Origin of the sequence: Chryseobacterium sp. CT-SW4 (assembly GCF_048572715.1) — a bacterium.
In the GTDB taxonomy this organism is placed as follows: domain Bacteria; phylum Bacteroidota; class Bacteroidia; order Flavobacteriales; family Weeksellaceae; genus Chryseobacterium.
Window position 1 is genome coordinate 2,079,908 of the sequence record NZ_CP183840.1, and the last position, 15,191, is coordinate 2,095,098.

Annotated in this window: 17 protein-coding genes; all 17 read right to left on the reverse strand. The window is 39.3% G+C overall.

Annotated features, from left to right (window positions below; all coding sequences use genetic code 11):
• Positions 1 to 147 precede the first annotated feature (147 nt).
• The 17 genes from ABJ974_RS09375 to ABJ974_RS09455 all read right to left on the reverse strand — a co-directional run bounded on the left by ABJ974_RS09375 (position 148) and on the right by ABJ974_RS09455 (position 15,186).
• Positions 148 to 2,391: a nitric-oxide reductase large subunit gene (locus ABJ974_RS09375; protein ID WP_419867985.1), complete on the reverse strand. Its 2,244-nt coding sequence runs from the start codon at positions 2,389 to 2,391 to the stop codon at positions 148 to 150.
• Between the two features lie 28 nt (positions 2,392 to 2,419).
• Positions 2,420 to 3,145, reverse strand: coding sequence for an iron-sulfur cluster repair di-iron protein (ric, locus tag ABJ974_RS09380; protein WP_419867986.1), 726 nt, complete (start codon positions 3,143 to 3,145; stop codon positions 2,420 to 2,422).
• A 41-nt stretch (positions 3,146 to 3,186) separates the two neighbouring features.
• Positions 3,187 to 3,606, reverse strand: coding sequence for a c-type cytochrome (locus ABJ974_RS09385; protein ID WP_419867987.1), 420 nt, complete (start codon positions 3,604 to 3,606; stop codon positions 3,187 to 3,189).
• Between the two features lie 13 nt (positions 3,607 to 3,619).
• Entirely contained in the window at positions 3,620 to 4,183 is a 564-nt protein-coding gene (locus ABJ974_RS09390; protein ID WP_419867988.1) for an SCO family protein, read from the reverse strand.
• A 10-nt stretch (positions 4,184 to 4,193) separates the two neighbouring features.
• Positions 4,194 to 5,024: a formylglycine-generating enzyme family protein gene (locus tag ABJ974_RS09395; RefSeq protein WP_419867989.1), complete on the reverse strand. Its 831-nt coding sequence runs from the start codon at positions 5,022 to 5,024 to the stop codon at positions 4,194 to 4,196.
• Positions 5,025 to 5,059: 35 nt separating this feature from the next.
• Positions 5,060 to 6,097, reverse strand: a complete 1,038-nt coding sequence (gene nirK / locus ABJ974_RS09400; RefSeq protein WP_419867990.1) for a copper-containing nitrite reductase — start codon at positions 6,095 to 6,097, stop codon at positions 5,060 to 5,062.
• Between the two features lie 401 nt (positions 6,098 to 6,498).
• Complete coding sequence (moaCB, locus tag ABJ974_RS09405) at positions 6,499 to 7,404, reverse strand: bifunctional molybdenum cofactor biosynthesis protein MoaC/MoaB (RefSeq protein WP_419867991.1); 906 nt, start codon at positions 7,402 to 7,404, stop codon at positions 6,499 to 6,501.
• Between the two features lie 3 nt (positions 7,405 to 7,407).
• Positions 7,408 to 7,845 (reverse strand): molybdenum cofactor biosynthesis protein MoaE, encoded by a 438-nt coding sequence (locus ABJ974_RS09410; RefSeq protein ID WP_419867992.1) that lies wholly within the window; start codon positions 7,843 to 7,845, stop codon positions 7,408 to 7,410.
• Entirely contained in the window at positions 7,842 to 8,927 is a 1,086-nt protein-coding gene (locus ABJ974_RS09415; RefSeq protein WP_419867993.1) for a ThiF family adenylyltransferase, read from the reverse strand. Before ABJ974_RS09415 ends, ABJ974_RS09410 begins: the two co-directional genes overlap by 4 nt.
• 12 nt (positions 8,928 to 8,939) lie before the next feature.
• Positions 8,940 to 9,170, reverse strand: coding sequence for a MoaD/ThiS family protein (locus ABJ974_RS09420; RefSeq protein ID WP_419867994.1), 231 nt, complete (start codon positions 9,168 to 9,170; stop codon positions 8,940 to 8,942).
• 21 nt (positions 9,171 to 9,191) lie between these two features.
• Positions 9,192 to 11,249, reverse strand: a complete 2,058-nt coding sequence (locus tag ABJ974_RS09425; protein ID WP_419867995.1) for a TonB-dependent receptor plug domain-containing protein — start codon at positions 11,247 to 11,249, stop codon at positions 9,192 to 9,194.
• Positions 11,250 to 11,254: 5 nt separating this feature from the next.
• Positions 11,255 to 11,815: a molybdenum cofactor guanylyltransferase gene (gene mobA, locus ABJ974_RS09430; protein ID WP_419867996.1), complete on the reverse strand. Its 561-nt coding sequence runs from the start codon at positions 11,813 to 11,815 to the stop codon at positions 11,255 to 11,257.
• Positions 11,784 to 12,128 carry a winged helix-turn-helix domain-containing protein gene (locus ABJ974_RS09435; protein ID WP_419867997.1) on the reverse strand — a complete coding sequence of 115 codons (345 nt, stop codon included), beginning with the start codon at positions 12,126 to 12,128 and terminating at the stop codon, positions 11,784 to 11,786. Before ABJ974_RS09435 ends, mobA begins: the two co-directional genes overlap by 32 nt.
• Positions 12,116 to 13,309: a molybdopterin molybdotransferase MoeA gene (locus ABJ974_RS09440; RefSeq protein WP_419867998.1), complete on the reverse strand. Its 1,194-nt coding sequence runs from the start codon at positions 13,307 to 13,309 to the stop codon at positions 12,116 to 12,118. The genes ABJ974_RS09435 and ABJ974_RS09440 overlap by 13 nt, the downstream gene beginning before the upstream one ends.
• A 64-nt stretch (positions 13,310 to 13,373) precedes the next feature.
• Positions 13,374 to 14,378 carry a GTP 3',8-cyclase MoaA gene (moaA, locus tag ABJ974_RS09445; protein WP_419867999.1) on the reverse strand — a complete coding sequence of 335 codons (1,005 nt, stop codon included), beginning with the start codon at positions 14,376 to 14,378 and terminating at the stop codon, positions 13,374 to 13,376.
• Complete coding sequence (locus ABJ974_RS09450) at positions 14,356 to 14,640, reverse strand: DUF6755 family protein (protein WP_419868000.1); 285 nt, start codon at positions 14,638 to 14,640, stop codon at positions 14,356 to 14,358. Before ABJ974_RS09450 ends, moaA begins: the two co-directional genes overlap by 23 nt.
• Before the next feature lie 18 nt (positions 14,641 to 14,658).
• A complete protein-coding gene (locus ABJ974_RS09455; protein ID WP_419868001.1) occupies positions 14,659 to 15,186 on the reverse strand; it encodes a QcrA and Rieske domain-containing protein in 528 nt (175 codons plus the stop codon).
• Positions 15,187 to 15,191 lie beyond the last annotated feature (5 nt).

Here is a 15,191-nt window from a genome sequence, read left to right on the forward strand (position 1 = left end):
ATATTCTTTTCAATCCCAGGGTATGTTATAATAAGTATTTAAAATCCCCTTCTCAAAGAGATACGGTGATCTTTATCTTATCTTATAAATTTACAAAAAAAGAACCACCACAGCAAAAGCTATGGCAGTTCTGAAACAAATATTAGATTAGCGTTTTTCTTTTAAAGACCAGCCTGTTTTGAGACCGATAATGAAGATGACCAACAGGAGTTCCCCCACTGCAAGTAAAATATCTCCGGGTACCCGAAGCCAGCGCAATGTATGCATGATATCTGTCTGCATAAATTCGGCAGAACGTGCATACCAATAGCCTTCTTTAATGGAAGCTACCGACTGCATGATCCCTATGGGAAGCAAACTGATGGTTACCATCACCAGCAGCCCGATATTGATCAGCCAGAAAGCCCAGCCTATCAGTTTATCATTCCATTGCCTGTCCGGATATAAACCGCGCAAAACAAACATCATCAGTCCTATTCCTAAGATCCCGTATACTCCGAATAATGCGGCATGTCCGTGAACAGCAGTGGTGTTTAACCCCTGAATATAATAGAGGGCAATAGGAGGATTAATGGCAAATCCGAATATCCCTGCTCCGAGGAAATTCCAGAATGACATCGCAATAAAACAGTAAATTGGCCATTTATATGCCTGGATCCATTTGGTGGATTTACTCAGCTGATAATTCTGATAGGATTCAAACCCGATAAGAACCAACGGTACAATTTCCATAGCACTGAATGTGGCTCCCAAAGCCAGTACTGCTGTGGGCGTGGCACTGAAATATAAATGGTGGAATGTTCCTAATATTCCTCCGGCAAGGAAAACAATAGTGGAAAAAAGTACGGCAGTGACAGCAGATTTTAATCTTAATAATCCCAGACGGGTAAATAAGAATGCAGCCACTACGGTAGCAAAGACTTCAAAGAATCCTTCCACCCACAGATGGACCACCCACCACCTCCAGTATTCTGCAATAGCCATATGGGTCTGCCTTCCATACATCAGTCCTGCCGCGTAGAATAAGGCAATAGCTACTGACGACAGTGTAAATAATATAAGCAAATGACGGTCTCCGTCTTTTCTTTTCAATGCGGGAAGTAATGCTCTGATCATGAGGACCAGCCAAAGTACCAGGCCCACCAGAAGTAAAATCTGCCAGACTCTTCCAAGCTCTACATATTCATATCCTGAATGTCCCCAAAGGAAATTATCTACATATCCCAGTTTCTGCATCACTCCAAGCCACTGACCTGCTAATGATCCAAAAACAACGATAAGCAAGGCTACAAATAGTATATTGACTCCTAACTTCTGATAGGGAGGCTCATAGCCTGAAACTGCGGGTGCAATGTACAGCCCTGTTGCCAGCCAGGAAGTAGCAATCCAGAAAATAGCGAGCTGAACATGCCAGCTTCTGGAAATGGACTGAGGCAGAAACTGATCTAAAGGAAATCCGTAAAATGCACTTCCCTCCACTCCATAGTGGGCCGTGATCACTCCTGCGAGCATCTGAACCAAAATCAGCAAGGCTACCACCCATATATATTTTAAAGTGGCCTTCATGGAAGGTGTCGGCTTCATATTCCGTAACGGATCTTCTATGGGAAGCTTTTCACTGATTTCCTCTTCTTTATTTTTTGCATGATAAAATACGAGTAAGCCTACACCAGCCAACAGTACCAGAACACTAAAAACTGACCAGACCAGCAATGAAGGAGGAGGAATATTTCCGATCATTTCATCATAAGGCCAGTTATTGGTATAAGAGACATCATCTCCGGGACGGTCGGTTATACAAACCCAGGCGGTCCATGAGATAAATGCATTCATTTTAGCCATTCTATCCGCAGTTTTCACTGTATTCTTCGGAATGGCATAATGATCTCTAAGCTGATCCACTTCAGGGTCGTTCATGAATATTTTAGCATAATAGGCAGCAAGCTCTTCCTGAACCTCAGCTCTTTCAGGAGAGATGACGATGGTATGTGCAGCCTGATCCAGTGTATTTTCGCGAAGTTCTTTTTTCAATAACACCTGGTATTTTGCCTGTTCATCATCGGATAATTCTTTATAAATCTTTCCGTCTTTTTCTGCCAGTTTATCTAAAAGCAGCAATGATTCACGATGGAGATAATCGGCACTCCAGTCGGGAGCGATATAAGCTCCGTGTCCCCAGATACTTCCTACGGTCTGCCCGCCGATAGACTGCCATACATTCTGGCCGTCTTTTATATCCTGGCCGGTAGCCACTATCTTTCCTTCTGTAGTAATTACTTTATCCGGAACCGGAGGTATTTTGCGGTAAATTTCCACACCATAGAAAATAAGTACCGCAAAAGAGCTAACAACTATTACTCCAAGCCAAATCCATAATTTTTTTGGGGTCATATTTCTTAAGTATTTAATTCAAAAAAAATCAGGATTCTACTGCAAATTCTTTTTCCAGCTTAATTGATTTGGGAAAGAGTATATTATTTTCCAGGTGGATATGTTTGTGAAGGTCATTTTCAAATTCCTCAAGCATCGCAAATGTTACACGGTAAGTATTACATGCATCTGCAGGAGGAGTATATTCATTGGTCAGTTCTCCTATTTTTCTGAGTCTTTCCCCTTCCACCGTATGTTCATGCTTCATCATATTCACCGGATTTTCTACGGTTCCGAAGCCAGGTCTTAATAAGTCGCTCCCGTCTATTTGCGCTTTTATCATATTTTTAATGAAAGGAAACAGGATGAGCTCTTCTTTTTTCAAATGGGCACCTAAATCCTGTGCGGAAGCAAAAAATAAATCCCTGATCTCAAATAGTTCCGGATGCCTTTCTCCGTGTACTTTGCAAAGCTTGTCCAAAAATGCTTTTATAACCGGTGTTTTCTCTTCTATGTAACGATGATGTGTTTTTTCGACATAGTCCGATAATAAATCTAACGGCCAGCTGTTAAAATCTATGGAGTCACCTCCGTTTTTCGGTAAGTTCTCGATCTCTTTGTAGATTTGTTCCGCATCCAGTTTTTTTGTACTGCACGCTTCTTCTATGGTTCTTCCGCCTTTACAGCAGAAATCAATTCCATGATTTTTAAATATGGCAGCTGTTCTGAAATCTTTAGCTACAATGTCTCCGATAAAATCTGTTTTCGTGTTCATAATTTAATACCTTTTTGTCTTTTATTATTTTAAATTTTTTTTTAACCCTTTTTCAGTGAGAGAATATACTTCACCATAAGCTTTGCATTGTCTTTACTCATACCTGTATGAGGTGCCATAGGAACTTCTCCCCAAACTCCCTGTCCTCCTTCTATAATTTTCTGGGCGAGGAGATCGGCATCGGCATCCGTATATTTATCTGCTACTTCCTGATATGAAGGTCCCACCAGTCTTTCATCTACTTTATGGCAGGCCAGGCAGTCTGTTCCTTCTATCAGCTTTAATCCTTCTTCTTCAGGACTTGCAGCCGCAGAAGCAATGGCTGACGAGTCTACCGGCTTAGGTTCTTCAAGCATTATATTGGTTTCCGCAGCCGCAGAAACAGCCTCGGCTTCTTTTTTACCTGAGCAGGCAGTTAATACAACAGACAACAAAGCAGTTGTCAATACAATTTTTTTCATATACTTTCTATTTTTAAAATTTTAATTGTTTTTTAACGGCGTTTACCGTTTCGTTTATTTCTACATTTAAACCTTCTTTCTGAAAAGCCAGCTTTCCTTCTTTTGAATAAACACTGATAATATTGGAATGTGAAAATTCCACAGGAGAAATCTGTTTGTATTTGACAGCCATTACATTAGCCAATGATCTTACATCTTCTTCATTTGCCCGCAAAAACAACCATTCTTTTCCATTCAGCTTAAAATTGGAAAGGTATTTCTTCATTACTTCCGGCGTATCGTTTTCGGGATCAATGGTGATCAGGATATACTGAATATCATCGGGGTCCACTTCACCTACCTGCCGGGAGATATTTTTCATTTCAGCCGTTAACCGGGGACAAGCTGTGGTACATGAAGTAAAGATCATAGCAGTTACCAGCACTTTTCCTTTAAGATCAGAAAATGTAATCTTTTTACCATCCTGCTGTTCCCATTGGGTTTTGACATTATAAATGGAATCCGGGCTTATTTCTTCATTTTTTTTATGACAGGATATTACTGTCAAAGCTAAAAGTAAATAAATGAGTTTTTTCATTGGAAGTTTTTTAATTATTTTTTGCACATCGGAACCCAAGGTTATTGAGACAGTAATCGGCTTTTACGCTTCCTCTCAACGCATACCTTACAAATGCAGCATAGTTCCTCAGATCTGCTGATGTTACGGCAGCTCCTGCGCAAAACAAGGATTCATTAGTGGCATTGTCGTTACGCGATTCCCCGCTCATCATCACCGAATTGAAATCATAGGTCCATTCCCATACAAGTCCGTACATATCATACACCCCGTAATAATTGGGAGCTTCCTGTTTTACCGGTTGCTTGTTTTTATCTTTTTTCTGATAGGACCTCAGTATAAATTCAGTAAATTCCGGGTCTTCAGAAGCATTTTTATTTTTTTGATCGGCCAGTCCCACGTATTCCCATTCATCTATAGTGGGAAGTCTTTTTCCTACACTTTTGGAATAAGCTTCTGCTGCAAACCAGGAAACATTGGTCACCGGTGCATCAGGATTTGCTCCTTCGGGGATTTCAAAATCACCTTTCCAGCGATGGAGATACATGCTGTCGGCATATAAACGTATGACTTTACTTCTGGTCCATTGAGGATTCGCTTTCAGAAATGTGAGGTATTCTGCATTTGTAACAGGACTGTCGTCAAGATAAAAACTTTTTACCCGGACCACCCTTCCCGAATCTTTTCCTATGAATGCCGTATAGGTGCCACCTTCTATTTCTACCATCTTTTTTGAGCTTGATATACTTTTAAGAATGGTTTCCGTTTCAGCCTGCGACCGGACAGCAGTGGAATGATCGGAACAGGATACCTGCATTACCCCTAAAATAAAATTTAATATTGCTATGAAAACTCTCATCATTTTTTCAATTGAATCCTCAATTAACCTTGAAGTTATTATGGATTTTTCCTAAATACGGTAGGATTGTCTGCTCCGGTTACTTTAATTTTTCCTAAAGCTCCTTTATTAAAGGCGCGAAAAATAGCGTGATCAACAATAACGTATTCTCCCGGTACGGTAGCTTTAAATTCTACAATGGCAGCTCCACCCGGAGGAACAAGCGTGGTTTGTACATTTTCATTGATCTTATTTCCTCCTTCTATATATACACGGTCAAAGATTTCTCCGATAACGTGGAAGGAAGAAGTAAGGTTGGGTCCTCCGTTTCCAACAAAAAATCTTACCGTCTCGCCTGTTTTAGCCTGTAATTCATTATTTCCTAATAAAGAGCCTGTATTTCCGTTAAATACTACATATTCGGCATGTTCAGCAATTGCTTTATCCATATCAAATTCCTGGAGTCCTTTCTCCCCGAATTTACCTTTGGTATAGAAGTCCCCCTGCATAATGTAATATTCCCTGTCTACTTTTGGAAGCCCTCCTGCCGGTTCTATTAGGATAAGACCGTACATACCGTTCGCAATGTGCATTCCTACAGGTGCCGTAGCACAATGGTAAACATATAATCCGGGATTAAGTGCTTTAAAAGTAAATACGGCTTCTTTCCCTGGTGCTACGAAAGTTGCCTGAGCTCCTCCACCGGGTCCATTTACGGAATGAAGATCTATATTATGAGGGAAAACACTGTTTTCATTATTTTTAAGATGGAGTTCAATTTCATCCCCGACTCTTGCACGGATAAAACTTCCGGGCACAGTTCCGTTGAATGTCCAGAAATTATATTGTGTTCCGTCCGCCAGCTCCCCGACTTTTTCAATGGTTTCCAGCTTTACGATTACTTTTTTGGCCGCACGGTCACCTACAGGTGACGGAACGTTGGGAGGTGCCAGCAGCTTTTGTTCTTCGGTAGTTCCATCCAGTTTTATCTTTTCGGTGTCCTCTGTATTTCCAACAGAATTTGAAGGGTCTTGTTTGCATGAGTTCAAGCCAATGAAGACACACAAAACAGCAGTGATAAAGAATGTTCTTTTCATAACGGTTTTTTATATAAGTTTTTTTAGTTTCTCATCGTTTATCCCTTATCGTTGAGGTGTTTCAATATTACACAGGCGAAATGCATCAAGAAGATTTTCTTCCTAATTTAATTTTTAATACCTGTAATATTTTATGTATTATTTTTTAGCAGATCAGTTCCGAACTTAATAAGGATATATTTTCCCCATTTTTCCGAAATTTTTCTCCCATTTATATTTTTGAATTTGTTGTAGATATGAGATCATGGCTACCTTTTCCTGACTTTAGACTACCGTCGAAATCGTTATTCTTCATTATCTTCTTCATCCTGTTTTATATTTTTATATATGTAAATATAATGATACTTTTTTCAATAAAAGATAAAAATATCCTTTATTGTTATTGATAATTATCATGTCCGCTAATGCTTCCCTCCTTTCAGCATTTTATAGATATGAAGCACGGCCGGAAATATAGCATCTACGGACTCTTCCGCCCCTTTTGTAGAACCTGGCAAAGCTATTACCAGCGTATCTCCGATCATCCCTGCAAGACTTCTGGAAAGCATGGAATATGGTGTACGCTGCTGTCCGTAGTTCCTGATTGTTTCCGCAATTCCCGGAATCTCCCGGTCCAGTAAGGGCCGTACCGCTTCGGGAGTGACATCTCTTTTGGAAAGCCCTGTTCCTCCTGTAATCATGATCAGTGATATTCCCGATTGCACATATTCTTTTATTTTGTGCTGTATTTCTGTGATCTCATCCGGAATTATTATATAATCATTAATATTCACCGAGTGTTTCTGCAATCCTGTAATAATTGCTTTGCCGGCTTTATCTTCTTTATGTCCGGCAGAAATACTATCTGAACAAACGATTACCGAAGCCTGAATTCCTTCTCCCGAGTCTTTATTATCGGTTTTCCCTCCCCGTTTTTCAATTAACCGTATATTTCGGATCTCAATATTTTTATCAATCGGCTTAAGCATGTCATACATCGTTAATGCCACTACGGATGCCGCATGCATAGCTTCCACTTCTACTCCTGTTTTATAAATAGTGTGTATTTCTGAGGTTATATAAATATCCAGATCCCTGACCTCATATCGGATGGAGGTATATTCTACAGGAAGCGGATGGCAGTCCGGGATCATATCACTGGTCTTTTTAGCGGCAAATAATCCGGCTGTCTTTGCCATTTCAAAGACGTTACCTTTGGGTACTTCATTATTGAGAATAGCATTAATGGTCTCATGTGAGCTTACCGATACAATGGCTTCTGCCAGTGCTTTTCTTAGTGTATTGGATTTGTGTGTAATATTTACCATAGCTTATTTATTTTCTTTCCATGAATAAGTTTCGTCTTCAAAAATTTCTTTTCCCCAGATGGAGGTTTCTTTTTTAATCCTGTCTACCATTTCATCACATGCCTGGATGGCTTCTTTACGGTGAGGAGCTGATGTAAATACAAAAAAACAGATCTCTCCTTTGTTGATCAATCCCAGTGAATGGTAAATATGGGCACAGGATAAGCCATATTTAAGGATAATTTCTTCTCTGATCTCCGCCGCTTTTTCCAGTGCCATTTCTTCGTATGCGGTAAACTCTATGGCCTGTACTTTTTTCCCTTCCAGCTCATCTTCCCGGACCTGACCGAGAAAAATGCTGTGTCCTCCTATCTGTGTCTTTACCGTATGTCTGCTGATACTTTCAGCTACAAATGCCGGACTGATAGGTCCTTTTACAAATATATTTTTGATTTTACTCATCTTACAATTGATTTTACTCCTGGTGAATAATGGGTGATATTTTTTTCCGGAAAATAAGACCGGGCTATTTCCAATGCTTTTTTACTTCGTATTCCTGATGCACAGATAAAGCAGATCCCGTTATAGGCTTTTAATGATTCTCTATTCTCTTTTAAAGTTCCCAGAGGTATTTTAACTGCCTTGAAAAGGGTAAGCTCAGGAAGTTCATCTTCTTCCCGGACATCTATTAAAACGGAATTTTCCATTTTTAAAAAATCTTCCAGTTCCCCGGATGATATTATTTCTTTGGGAAGATCCGTACTGCATGATTCTCCATAATCGAAGTTTTGAAATTCCTCCCAGGTTTCAGGACATACTTTGTCTTTATTTTCTTTAAAGTCTATGATCATACTTTGGTAATTTTTGCTGTTAAACACCAAAAGCTTATGAACCAAGACATCTTCTGAACCGGTCAATAATTTAATGACTTCATTAGCCTGCATAGTCCCGATCATGGATGATAACGTAGGTAAAACACCGGCTTCATTGCAACTGGGAATTTCGTCTGGCTGAGGAGGCACAGGAAAAAGATCCCTGTAACTGGTTATCATATCGTCCTTCAATACATTAAAAACCGCCACCTGACCTTCATACCGGAAAATAGAGCCGTACACCAAAGGTTTATTCAAAATATAGCAGACATCATTAAGGATATACCGCGTCGAAAAATTATCCGTACAGTCTACCACCACATTATAATTTTCGATTAATTCTATTGCATTTCTAGCATCGATTCTTTGGTAAAAAGTTCTGATCTCCGATTGAGAATTCATCTTCTTAAGATGTTTTTCTGCTGCAAAAACTTTCGGTTCTCCCACATCTCCTTCTTCAAATAAAAACTGGCGGTGGAGATTATGAAGTTCCACAGCATCAAAATCAACAATTCCCATCTTTCCTATTCCTGATGCTGCCAACAGCTGTAAAACCGGACAACCCAGACCGCCCGCCCCTATAATTAAAACGGAGGATGATCCCAGCCTTTCCTGAGCGGAAATTCCAAAATCCGGCAGGATAATTTGTCTGCTATATCTGTTTAAATCCATTTTTTTATTTTTTTAACCTCCTGAATAAGGCGGCAACAATGCGATTTCTGCATTTTCGGGAAGAGGTATATTCTGATCCTGTTTTTTTCCGTTTACTACCAGAAAGTAAGTCATGGTTTTCAGGTGAGGAAAGGATTCTTCAAGTTTTGATTTTAGTTCCTGTGTATCTTTTATTTCTTCAGCCATACTGTATTCCGTAACTCCGAATGTATCGGTCAGCTTTCCAAAAATTTTAATTTTCATTGCTTCGGTATTTAATTATTTTTAAAAATGATATGAAAATCCGGTGATGAAAGATCTTCCTTCTTTCGGATAACCATAGGCCAGATAATAATTCCTGTCAAACAGGTTTCTCACGCCAAAATCGAAGTTGACTCCTTTGAGGACATTTACTGATAATTTGGCATTCAATAAGGTAAATTCCGGTGCCTGATCTCCTGTACTCGTTATATACCTTTTGCTGTAAAACTCCATATTTACGTTTAAAGCGGATCGCAATGAGGGAACTTCCCATTTGGTATAAGCCATTAACTTATGATTGGGTACGTTCACAAATTTTTCTTTGCTGTCCTTTGTTTTGTCTTTCATGTCGATATAGCTGTAATTGGCCCCCAACATGATATTTTTAACGGGTGCATAGCCGAAAGCCAATTCATATCCTCTGAATACCGCTTTCCCGATATTGACATTCTGGTTCATGGGATCTCCGTTTTCCATTGTTCCTACCGTTCTTACAAAAATGGCATCTCTCAGATCATTGATAAATCCCGACACCTCATAATGGAATTGGGTTCCTGCTTTTCCGGAATAGGTAATATCATACACCATCGCATACTCGGATTTCAGATCAGGATTGGGTACCTGGCTTCCGAAACGGCTGGAATATCTTTCCTTCTGAGAGGCAAATCTGGATCTTTTAGACAATGACAAAGTGATGACATGGTTGCGGGCCGGCTCCAGAATAATTCCTCCTTTGTAATCGAAGGCTTTATCAGAGCCTTTCGGATAGTCAAACAAAACATTGCTTTCTCCTGTAATATAGTGGGTTCCGTATTCCTGGGCTTTGATATTATTTCTGAAATTATAGGAAGCTCCCACCACTGCTTTCAAAAATGAATTGAATGTGATTACATCTTCAAACCCGATAAAAAACATATTGTCTTTAAACCTCTGAATGGGTTCCCCCCGCCTGTCATTCTGCCCTATGGAAGCATCGGCACTTATTGCTTCATTATGCTCTTTATGGGAATCATATTTTTCATTCACCAGTAAAGTGATCACGTTATTTTTAACGGCTTCAGTGGTTAAGCTTAGAATTCCTCCTAAGGAATAGTCATTATAAACACTGGAAAAAGATGAGTTTTTATTAAGCAAAGTAAAGGTACCGTCATCATACTGTTTCATTTTGTTGTAATAGGTATCGTAATAACCGGTAAAATTTAAAAAGGTTTTGGAGGCCACCTGTGTGCGGGTTTTCACGTACATGCTGGTTTTATCATAAATAGGATAATCCCTCCAGTTGCTGTTTCCGGTTTTATAAACATTTGGGGAAACATTTTTATCGGCATTCTGTGAAAGGATGCTGAAAGAATATTCATCGGTTTGGTTTGGGGTATATCCTACTTTGGCGCTTAATTTCACATCTATTGATTCTGAGTTTTCTCTTTTTAAAGAGGGCTGAAGCTCTGTCGGAACAAATTTCCGGGACAGAATGAAGTTATCGGTTTTAATGAATGAGGCGGAACCCATTACATAATATTTTTTCTGGCGGGTCCCTATATTCAATCCTGTAAAGTAAGAATTAACACCTGCTCCATCGGCAAAACCTATTCCGGATTGCCCGTCGATATCAAGTTCTTTCACCGGTTTCCTGGACACAATATTCACGGCTCCTCCCAAAGTATTGGCTCCGTATTTTACGGAAACCAGGCCCTTTTCCACAGAAATGCTGTTTACATCAAAAGTCATAAAACGGCTTAAATCAAAATTTCCGTCATAAGGAATATAGATCGGTATACCATCATAAAATACGGGTGTTCGTAAGGAACTGAATCCTCTTACTAAAATGCTCCCTTCATTTCTTTCCCCCACCTGGGCAATACTTACTCCGGGGAGAAGATTCACTGCATCCACTACATTTGTTTTATTAAAATCTCTGATCTCACCTGCATTAATCTTATTGATAGGGCCATCATTTTTATCTTTTCCTAAAATATGAACTTCCTGGATCTCATAATATTTTTCCAGTGAGTCTTGTTGCTGTTGAGAAAATGCGGTGAATGAAAACAGCAGGGTACCGATTATAGCATAATTCCTTTTCATTTCACCTATTTTTGATTAATGTATTTTTCAGCTTCCTGAAAACTCTCCGGGGTATTGAGGTTCATAAGCTGGATTTTTAGATTGTCTTTATATGTGATGTATTTTGCATTTTGCATCTCCAGCAGCTGAGTCATCTTAAGATGTCCTTTCTCTATGGATTTCTTTAGCTCTTCCGCTACGGAAAACGGATAGACTCCCAGCGTAGGATAAATTTTATCACCGTATTGCAAGACCGTTATTCTGTCTTTCTCCTTTTCCTGAAGGGTATCTTTAATGAGATCCGCAGAAATAAAGGGCATATCGCAGGGACATACAAAAATATCCTCCCTGCAAAATTCCAATGCGGAATAAATTCCGCCAACCGGACCTTTTCCCTGAACGGAATCTTCAATCGTGTTTTCAAAAAACGGATATTGAAGAGAACTTCCTGAGATATAAATTTCTTTAAACACCTGAGACAGATTATTGATGACGTGCTGTATGACAAGTTGATCTCCAAGCTTCATCAAGGCTTTATTCCGGCCCATTCTGGAGCTATTCCCACCCGCTAAAACTATTGCTTTCATTCTGTGAAAATTTGTTGAAACATTCTTGTGTAGCTTTGAACTTTTCCACGATCTTTTTCCCATAATCAGTAAGCTTACTTTCACCCCCTGATTTACCGCCAGCTACTTTTACTACAACTTCTCTGGTGGAATTGGTATTGATATCTTTTACAATTCCCCATGCTCTTCTGTATGGAATTTCCAGATATTTTGATGCTTCTGAAATAGATCCCAGCCTGTCAATCTGCTCTAAAAGCAGGGCTCTTCCTTTTCCGATCTTCAGTCCTGAATCCGTTTCGATCCATATGCGTCCTTTGATTTTCAGATTTTCCATATCTTCACTTTTTCACCGGCTTTTATCTCTTCTATTCCGTCAGGAAATTCCATCAGGCAGTTGGCCTGTGCAGCAGAGTTCATTTTGTAGGATTCCTGACCATTGAGAACACGGACTTTTCCATGGGAGTACCTTGCCTTTAGAAATAAAGTCAGCTGCTTATTCTTTTTCTTTTCCGTGGTTTCCATCACCGCCCAGTCCTCATCTTTATAAAAATCCTCTCTTCCGAAGCAACCTAAAACAAAAGGTTTTACATACTGGTGATAGCAGGAGAAAACCGAAGCGGGGTTACCGGGTAAGGCAAATACATATTTTTGTTTTAACTTTCCAAAAAACAAAGGTTTACCGGGTTTCTGCTTTATTTTATAAAATAATTCTTCCACTCCCAGCTTTTCCAAAGAGGGCTTTACATAATCATAATCCCCTACGGATATTCCGCCTGTAATAAGAAGAACGTCTACCTGCCCCAAAGCATCTTCTATGGCCGTAAAGGTAGATTCGGCCGTATCTTCCACGTGCTTTACGAGGGAAAAACGCTGGTTTATCTCGGCTAAGGCAGCCTGAAGGGTATATGCATTGGAATTGTAAATTTTGCCGTCGGTTAAAGGCTGTCCTACTTCAACCAATTCGTTTCCTGTATAAAGAAGACCGATTTTAACGGGTTCAAAAACCGTAATTTTTTCTATTCCAAATCCTGCTAAAAATCCTATTACCGAATGGCTGATGAATGTATTTTCCGGTAGTATCAATTCTCCCTTTTCCGTTTGAGAACCCCGGTGCCGTATGTTATCTCCTTTATTCACTGCTGAATAATCAAAGGAAACGAAACCTCCGCTTACTTCCACTTTTTCCTGCATGATGACCGTATCTACTCCTCCAGGAATCGGTGCTCCGGTAAAAATCCTTACAGCTTCTCCTTCCCCAACTTTCAAAGCATGAGCAGAATGCCCCGCCGAAACTTCTCCTATTATTTTCCAGCCTTTATTCTTTGGATTCACGTATATAAAACCATAACCATCCATGGCCGAATTGTCAAAAGAAGGGACATCAATGGTTGCATACACAGCTTCTGCGGTATAAAAACCCAGCGTTTCCAGAAGAGGAAGTTCTGTCTTTTTTGTTCTGAAAATATTTTTCTCAATTATCTGTCGGGCTTCAGTGACTTGTATAAAATGATTCATAGCCTTAGAATTAATGATTTATCTATCCGTTATGTTTTTTTTATCCTATCGGAGAGCAAAAAAATTATCCTCCTATTTTGATCATACTTCTGTTGGTGATCTTGGTATTGCCGGTAGTTTCCAGCGTTGAAAACTGTCCGCCTTTTTCTTTATGTTTTCTCAGGATCCCTTCTTTTATAAGTTCTTCTATATTTTCCCCGTTTCTGTAAAGTTGTAATACATCAAATTCCTCTGCCCCGAAAAGGCAGTTCTTCATTTTCCCGTCGGAGGTTATCCGAATTCTGTTACAGCCTGTACAAAAAGCATTACTCATGGTAGAAATGAAAGCAAACAGGCCTTTGCTGTCACCTTTTACTTTATATTTACTCGAAGTATCATGTTTTCCATCCTGAACTTTTTCATAGGTAAAGTGATCAGAAACAAGGTCCAGCATTTCACGAACGGGAATCACCTTTTCTTTTTCCCAGATATTGCCGGTGAACGGCATAAATTCAATAAATCTCACCTCAATAGGATAATGGTAAGAAAGGGCTACAAATTCTGCTATTTCGTCTTCATTAAAGCCCCTCATTACCACTATATTCAATTTTACATTAAAACCTCTTCTGATACTTTCTTTGATATGGGTCCATACGGTCTGGAACAAGTTTCTTTTGGTAATATATTTAAACTTCTCAGCGTTCAGGGAATCGATACTGATATTGAGATCTTTAATACCATATTGCTGAAACAGGTCAAAGTACTTATGAAGCAATACTCCATTGGTTGTAATCCCGATATTAACGCCCAAGGTTGAAAGCTGCTCAATAATCTGTGCAAAATCGTGTCTTACCAAAGGTTCTCCCCCAGTAATGCGGATTTTGTTTATATTAAATTTTTCCACGAAAGTTTTGGAAATCTCAAAAATCTCCTCACTGCTCATCAGCTCAATGGACGGTGTGGTTTTAAAGGGTTCATCCGGCATGCAATACAGACAGCGGAAATTGCAGCTATCTGTTATGGAAAGCCTTAAATAATCATGTTTTCTTTTAAAAGAATCCAGTAAATCAGTATTCATTATCTTCTTCATCGTCATTCTGACTCGTTTTTTTACCGGTTGGGATATCCGGTATATACCGTAAGAAAAATAAGGTACATAGGAAAATAATTACGGATGCCACCCCGGAATAGAAGGCAAAATTCAGATGCTCACTGTCCAGGGCTTTATTAATGGTTCCAAATAAGAGCCACATCTGAATACTTACCAGAAGTATATAGATACTAATGATCGCCACAAGCATTTCATTCACCCGGAAGGTTACTTTTTTTATAGGTTTTTTCCTTATTGACATTTTAAATAAATTAATGGATTATGCTTTATGATGCTCTTCTTCTTTGTCTTTGGTAAAATCTTCCACATAGATTTTATCTCCTTTGATCACTACTGCAAGCTGCGGAAGAGGTCTTGGCGGCGGTCCCTGAATAACCGATCCGTCTTCCGGATTAAAAAATCCGTGGTGACAAGGGCATTCTATCACTTTTTCATCATGGTTATAAAGAACAGAGCATGAAAGATGGGTACATTTCTGTTCAAAAACCTTCCATTTATTTTCTGCCATTCTGATCAGCATATAAGGTGTCCTGTGATCTTCGTTGATGTAGAACGTTCTCATTCCTCCGATCTTAAGGTCAGTGGTAAGTCCTACAAAGTATTCTTTAATCTCTTCTTTCTTTTTTACATAATTAAAAGCAGGAATGGCAATATTCGCCAGAGCCAGCGTACCTGAAAAGAAAGTAATCAACTTAATAAATTCTTTACGGGATACATAGGCTGCTTCTCTCTTTTTAACGGGAAAATCGGCTTTCCAAGCGGGAATTTTATTATTATCGTCTGACATTATTA

Excerpts from the sequence above, each read along its gene's own strand:
- ABJ974_RS09390 (WP_419867988.1), bottom strand. The coding sequence starts at position 4,183 with ATGAAAAAACTCATTTATTTACTTTTAGCTTTGACAGTAATATCCTGT.
- ric (WP_419867986.1), bottom strand. The coding sequence starts at position 3,145 with ATGAACACGAAAACAGATTTTATCGGAGACATTGTAGCTAAAGATTTC.
- ABJ974_RS09450 (WP_419868000.1), bottom strand. The coding sequence starts at position 14,640 with ATGTCAATAAGGAAAAAACCTATAAAAAAAGTAACCTTCCGGGTGAAT.
- moaCB (WP_419867991.1), bottom strand. The coding sequence starts at position 7,404 with ATGGTAAATATTACACACAAATCCAATACACTAAGAAAAGCACTGGCA.
- ABJ974_RS09415 (WP_419867993.1), bottom strand. The coding sequence starts at position 8,927 with ATGGATTTAAACAGATATAGCAGACAAATTATCCTGCCGGATTTTGGA.
- mobA (WP_419867996.1), bottom strand. The coding sequence starts at position 11,815 with ATGAAAGCAATAGTTTTAGCGGGTGGGAATAGCTCCAGAATGGGCCGG.
- ABJ974_RS09425 (WP_419867995.1), bottom strand. The coding sequence starts at position 11,249 with ATGAAAAGGAATTATGCTATAATCGGTACCCTGCTGTTTTCATTCACC.
- moaA (WP_419867999.1), bottom strand. The coding sequence starts at position 14,378 with ATGAAGAAGATAATGAATACTGATTTACTGGATTCTTTTAAAAGAAAA.
- ABJ974_RS09375 (WP_419867985.1), bottom strand. The coding sequence starts at position 2,391 with ATGACCCCAAAAAAATTATGGATTTGGCTTGGAGTAATAGTTGTTAGC.
- ABJ974_RS09420 (WP_419867994.1), bottom strand. The coding sequence starts at position 9,170 with ATGAAAATTAAAATTTTTGGAAAGCTGACCGATACATTCGGAGTTACG.
- ABJ974_RS09440 (WP_419867998.1), bottom strand. The coding sequence starts at position 13,309 with ATGAATCATTTTATACAAGTCACTGAAGCCCGACAGATAATTGAGAAA.
- ABJ974_RS09435 (WP_419867997.1), bottom strand. The coding sequence starts at position 12,128 with ATGGAAAATCTGAAAATCAAAGGACGCATATGGATCGAAACGGATTCA.
- ABJ974_RS09410 (WP_419867992.1), bottom strand. The coding sequence starts at position 7,845 with ATGAGTAAAATCAAAAATATATTTGTAAAAGGACCTATCAGTCCGGCA.
- nirK (WP_419867990.1), bottom strand. The coding sequence starts at position 6,097 with ATGAAAAGAACATTCTTTATCACTGCTGTTTTGTGTGTCTTCATTGGC.
- ABJ974_RS09455 (WP_419868001.1), bottom strand. The coding sequence starts at position 15,186 with ATGTCAGACGATAATAATAAAATTCCCGCTTGGAAAGCCGATTTTCCC.
- ABJ974_RS09385 (WP_419867987.1), bottom strand. The coding sequence starts at position 3,606 with ATGAAAAAAATTGTATTGACAACTGCTTTGTTGTCTGTTGTATTAACT.
- ABJ974_RS09395 (WP_419867989.1), bottom strand. The coding sequence starts at position 5,024 with ATGATGAGAGTTTTCATAGCAATATTAAATTTTATTTTAGGGGTAATG.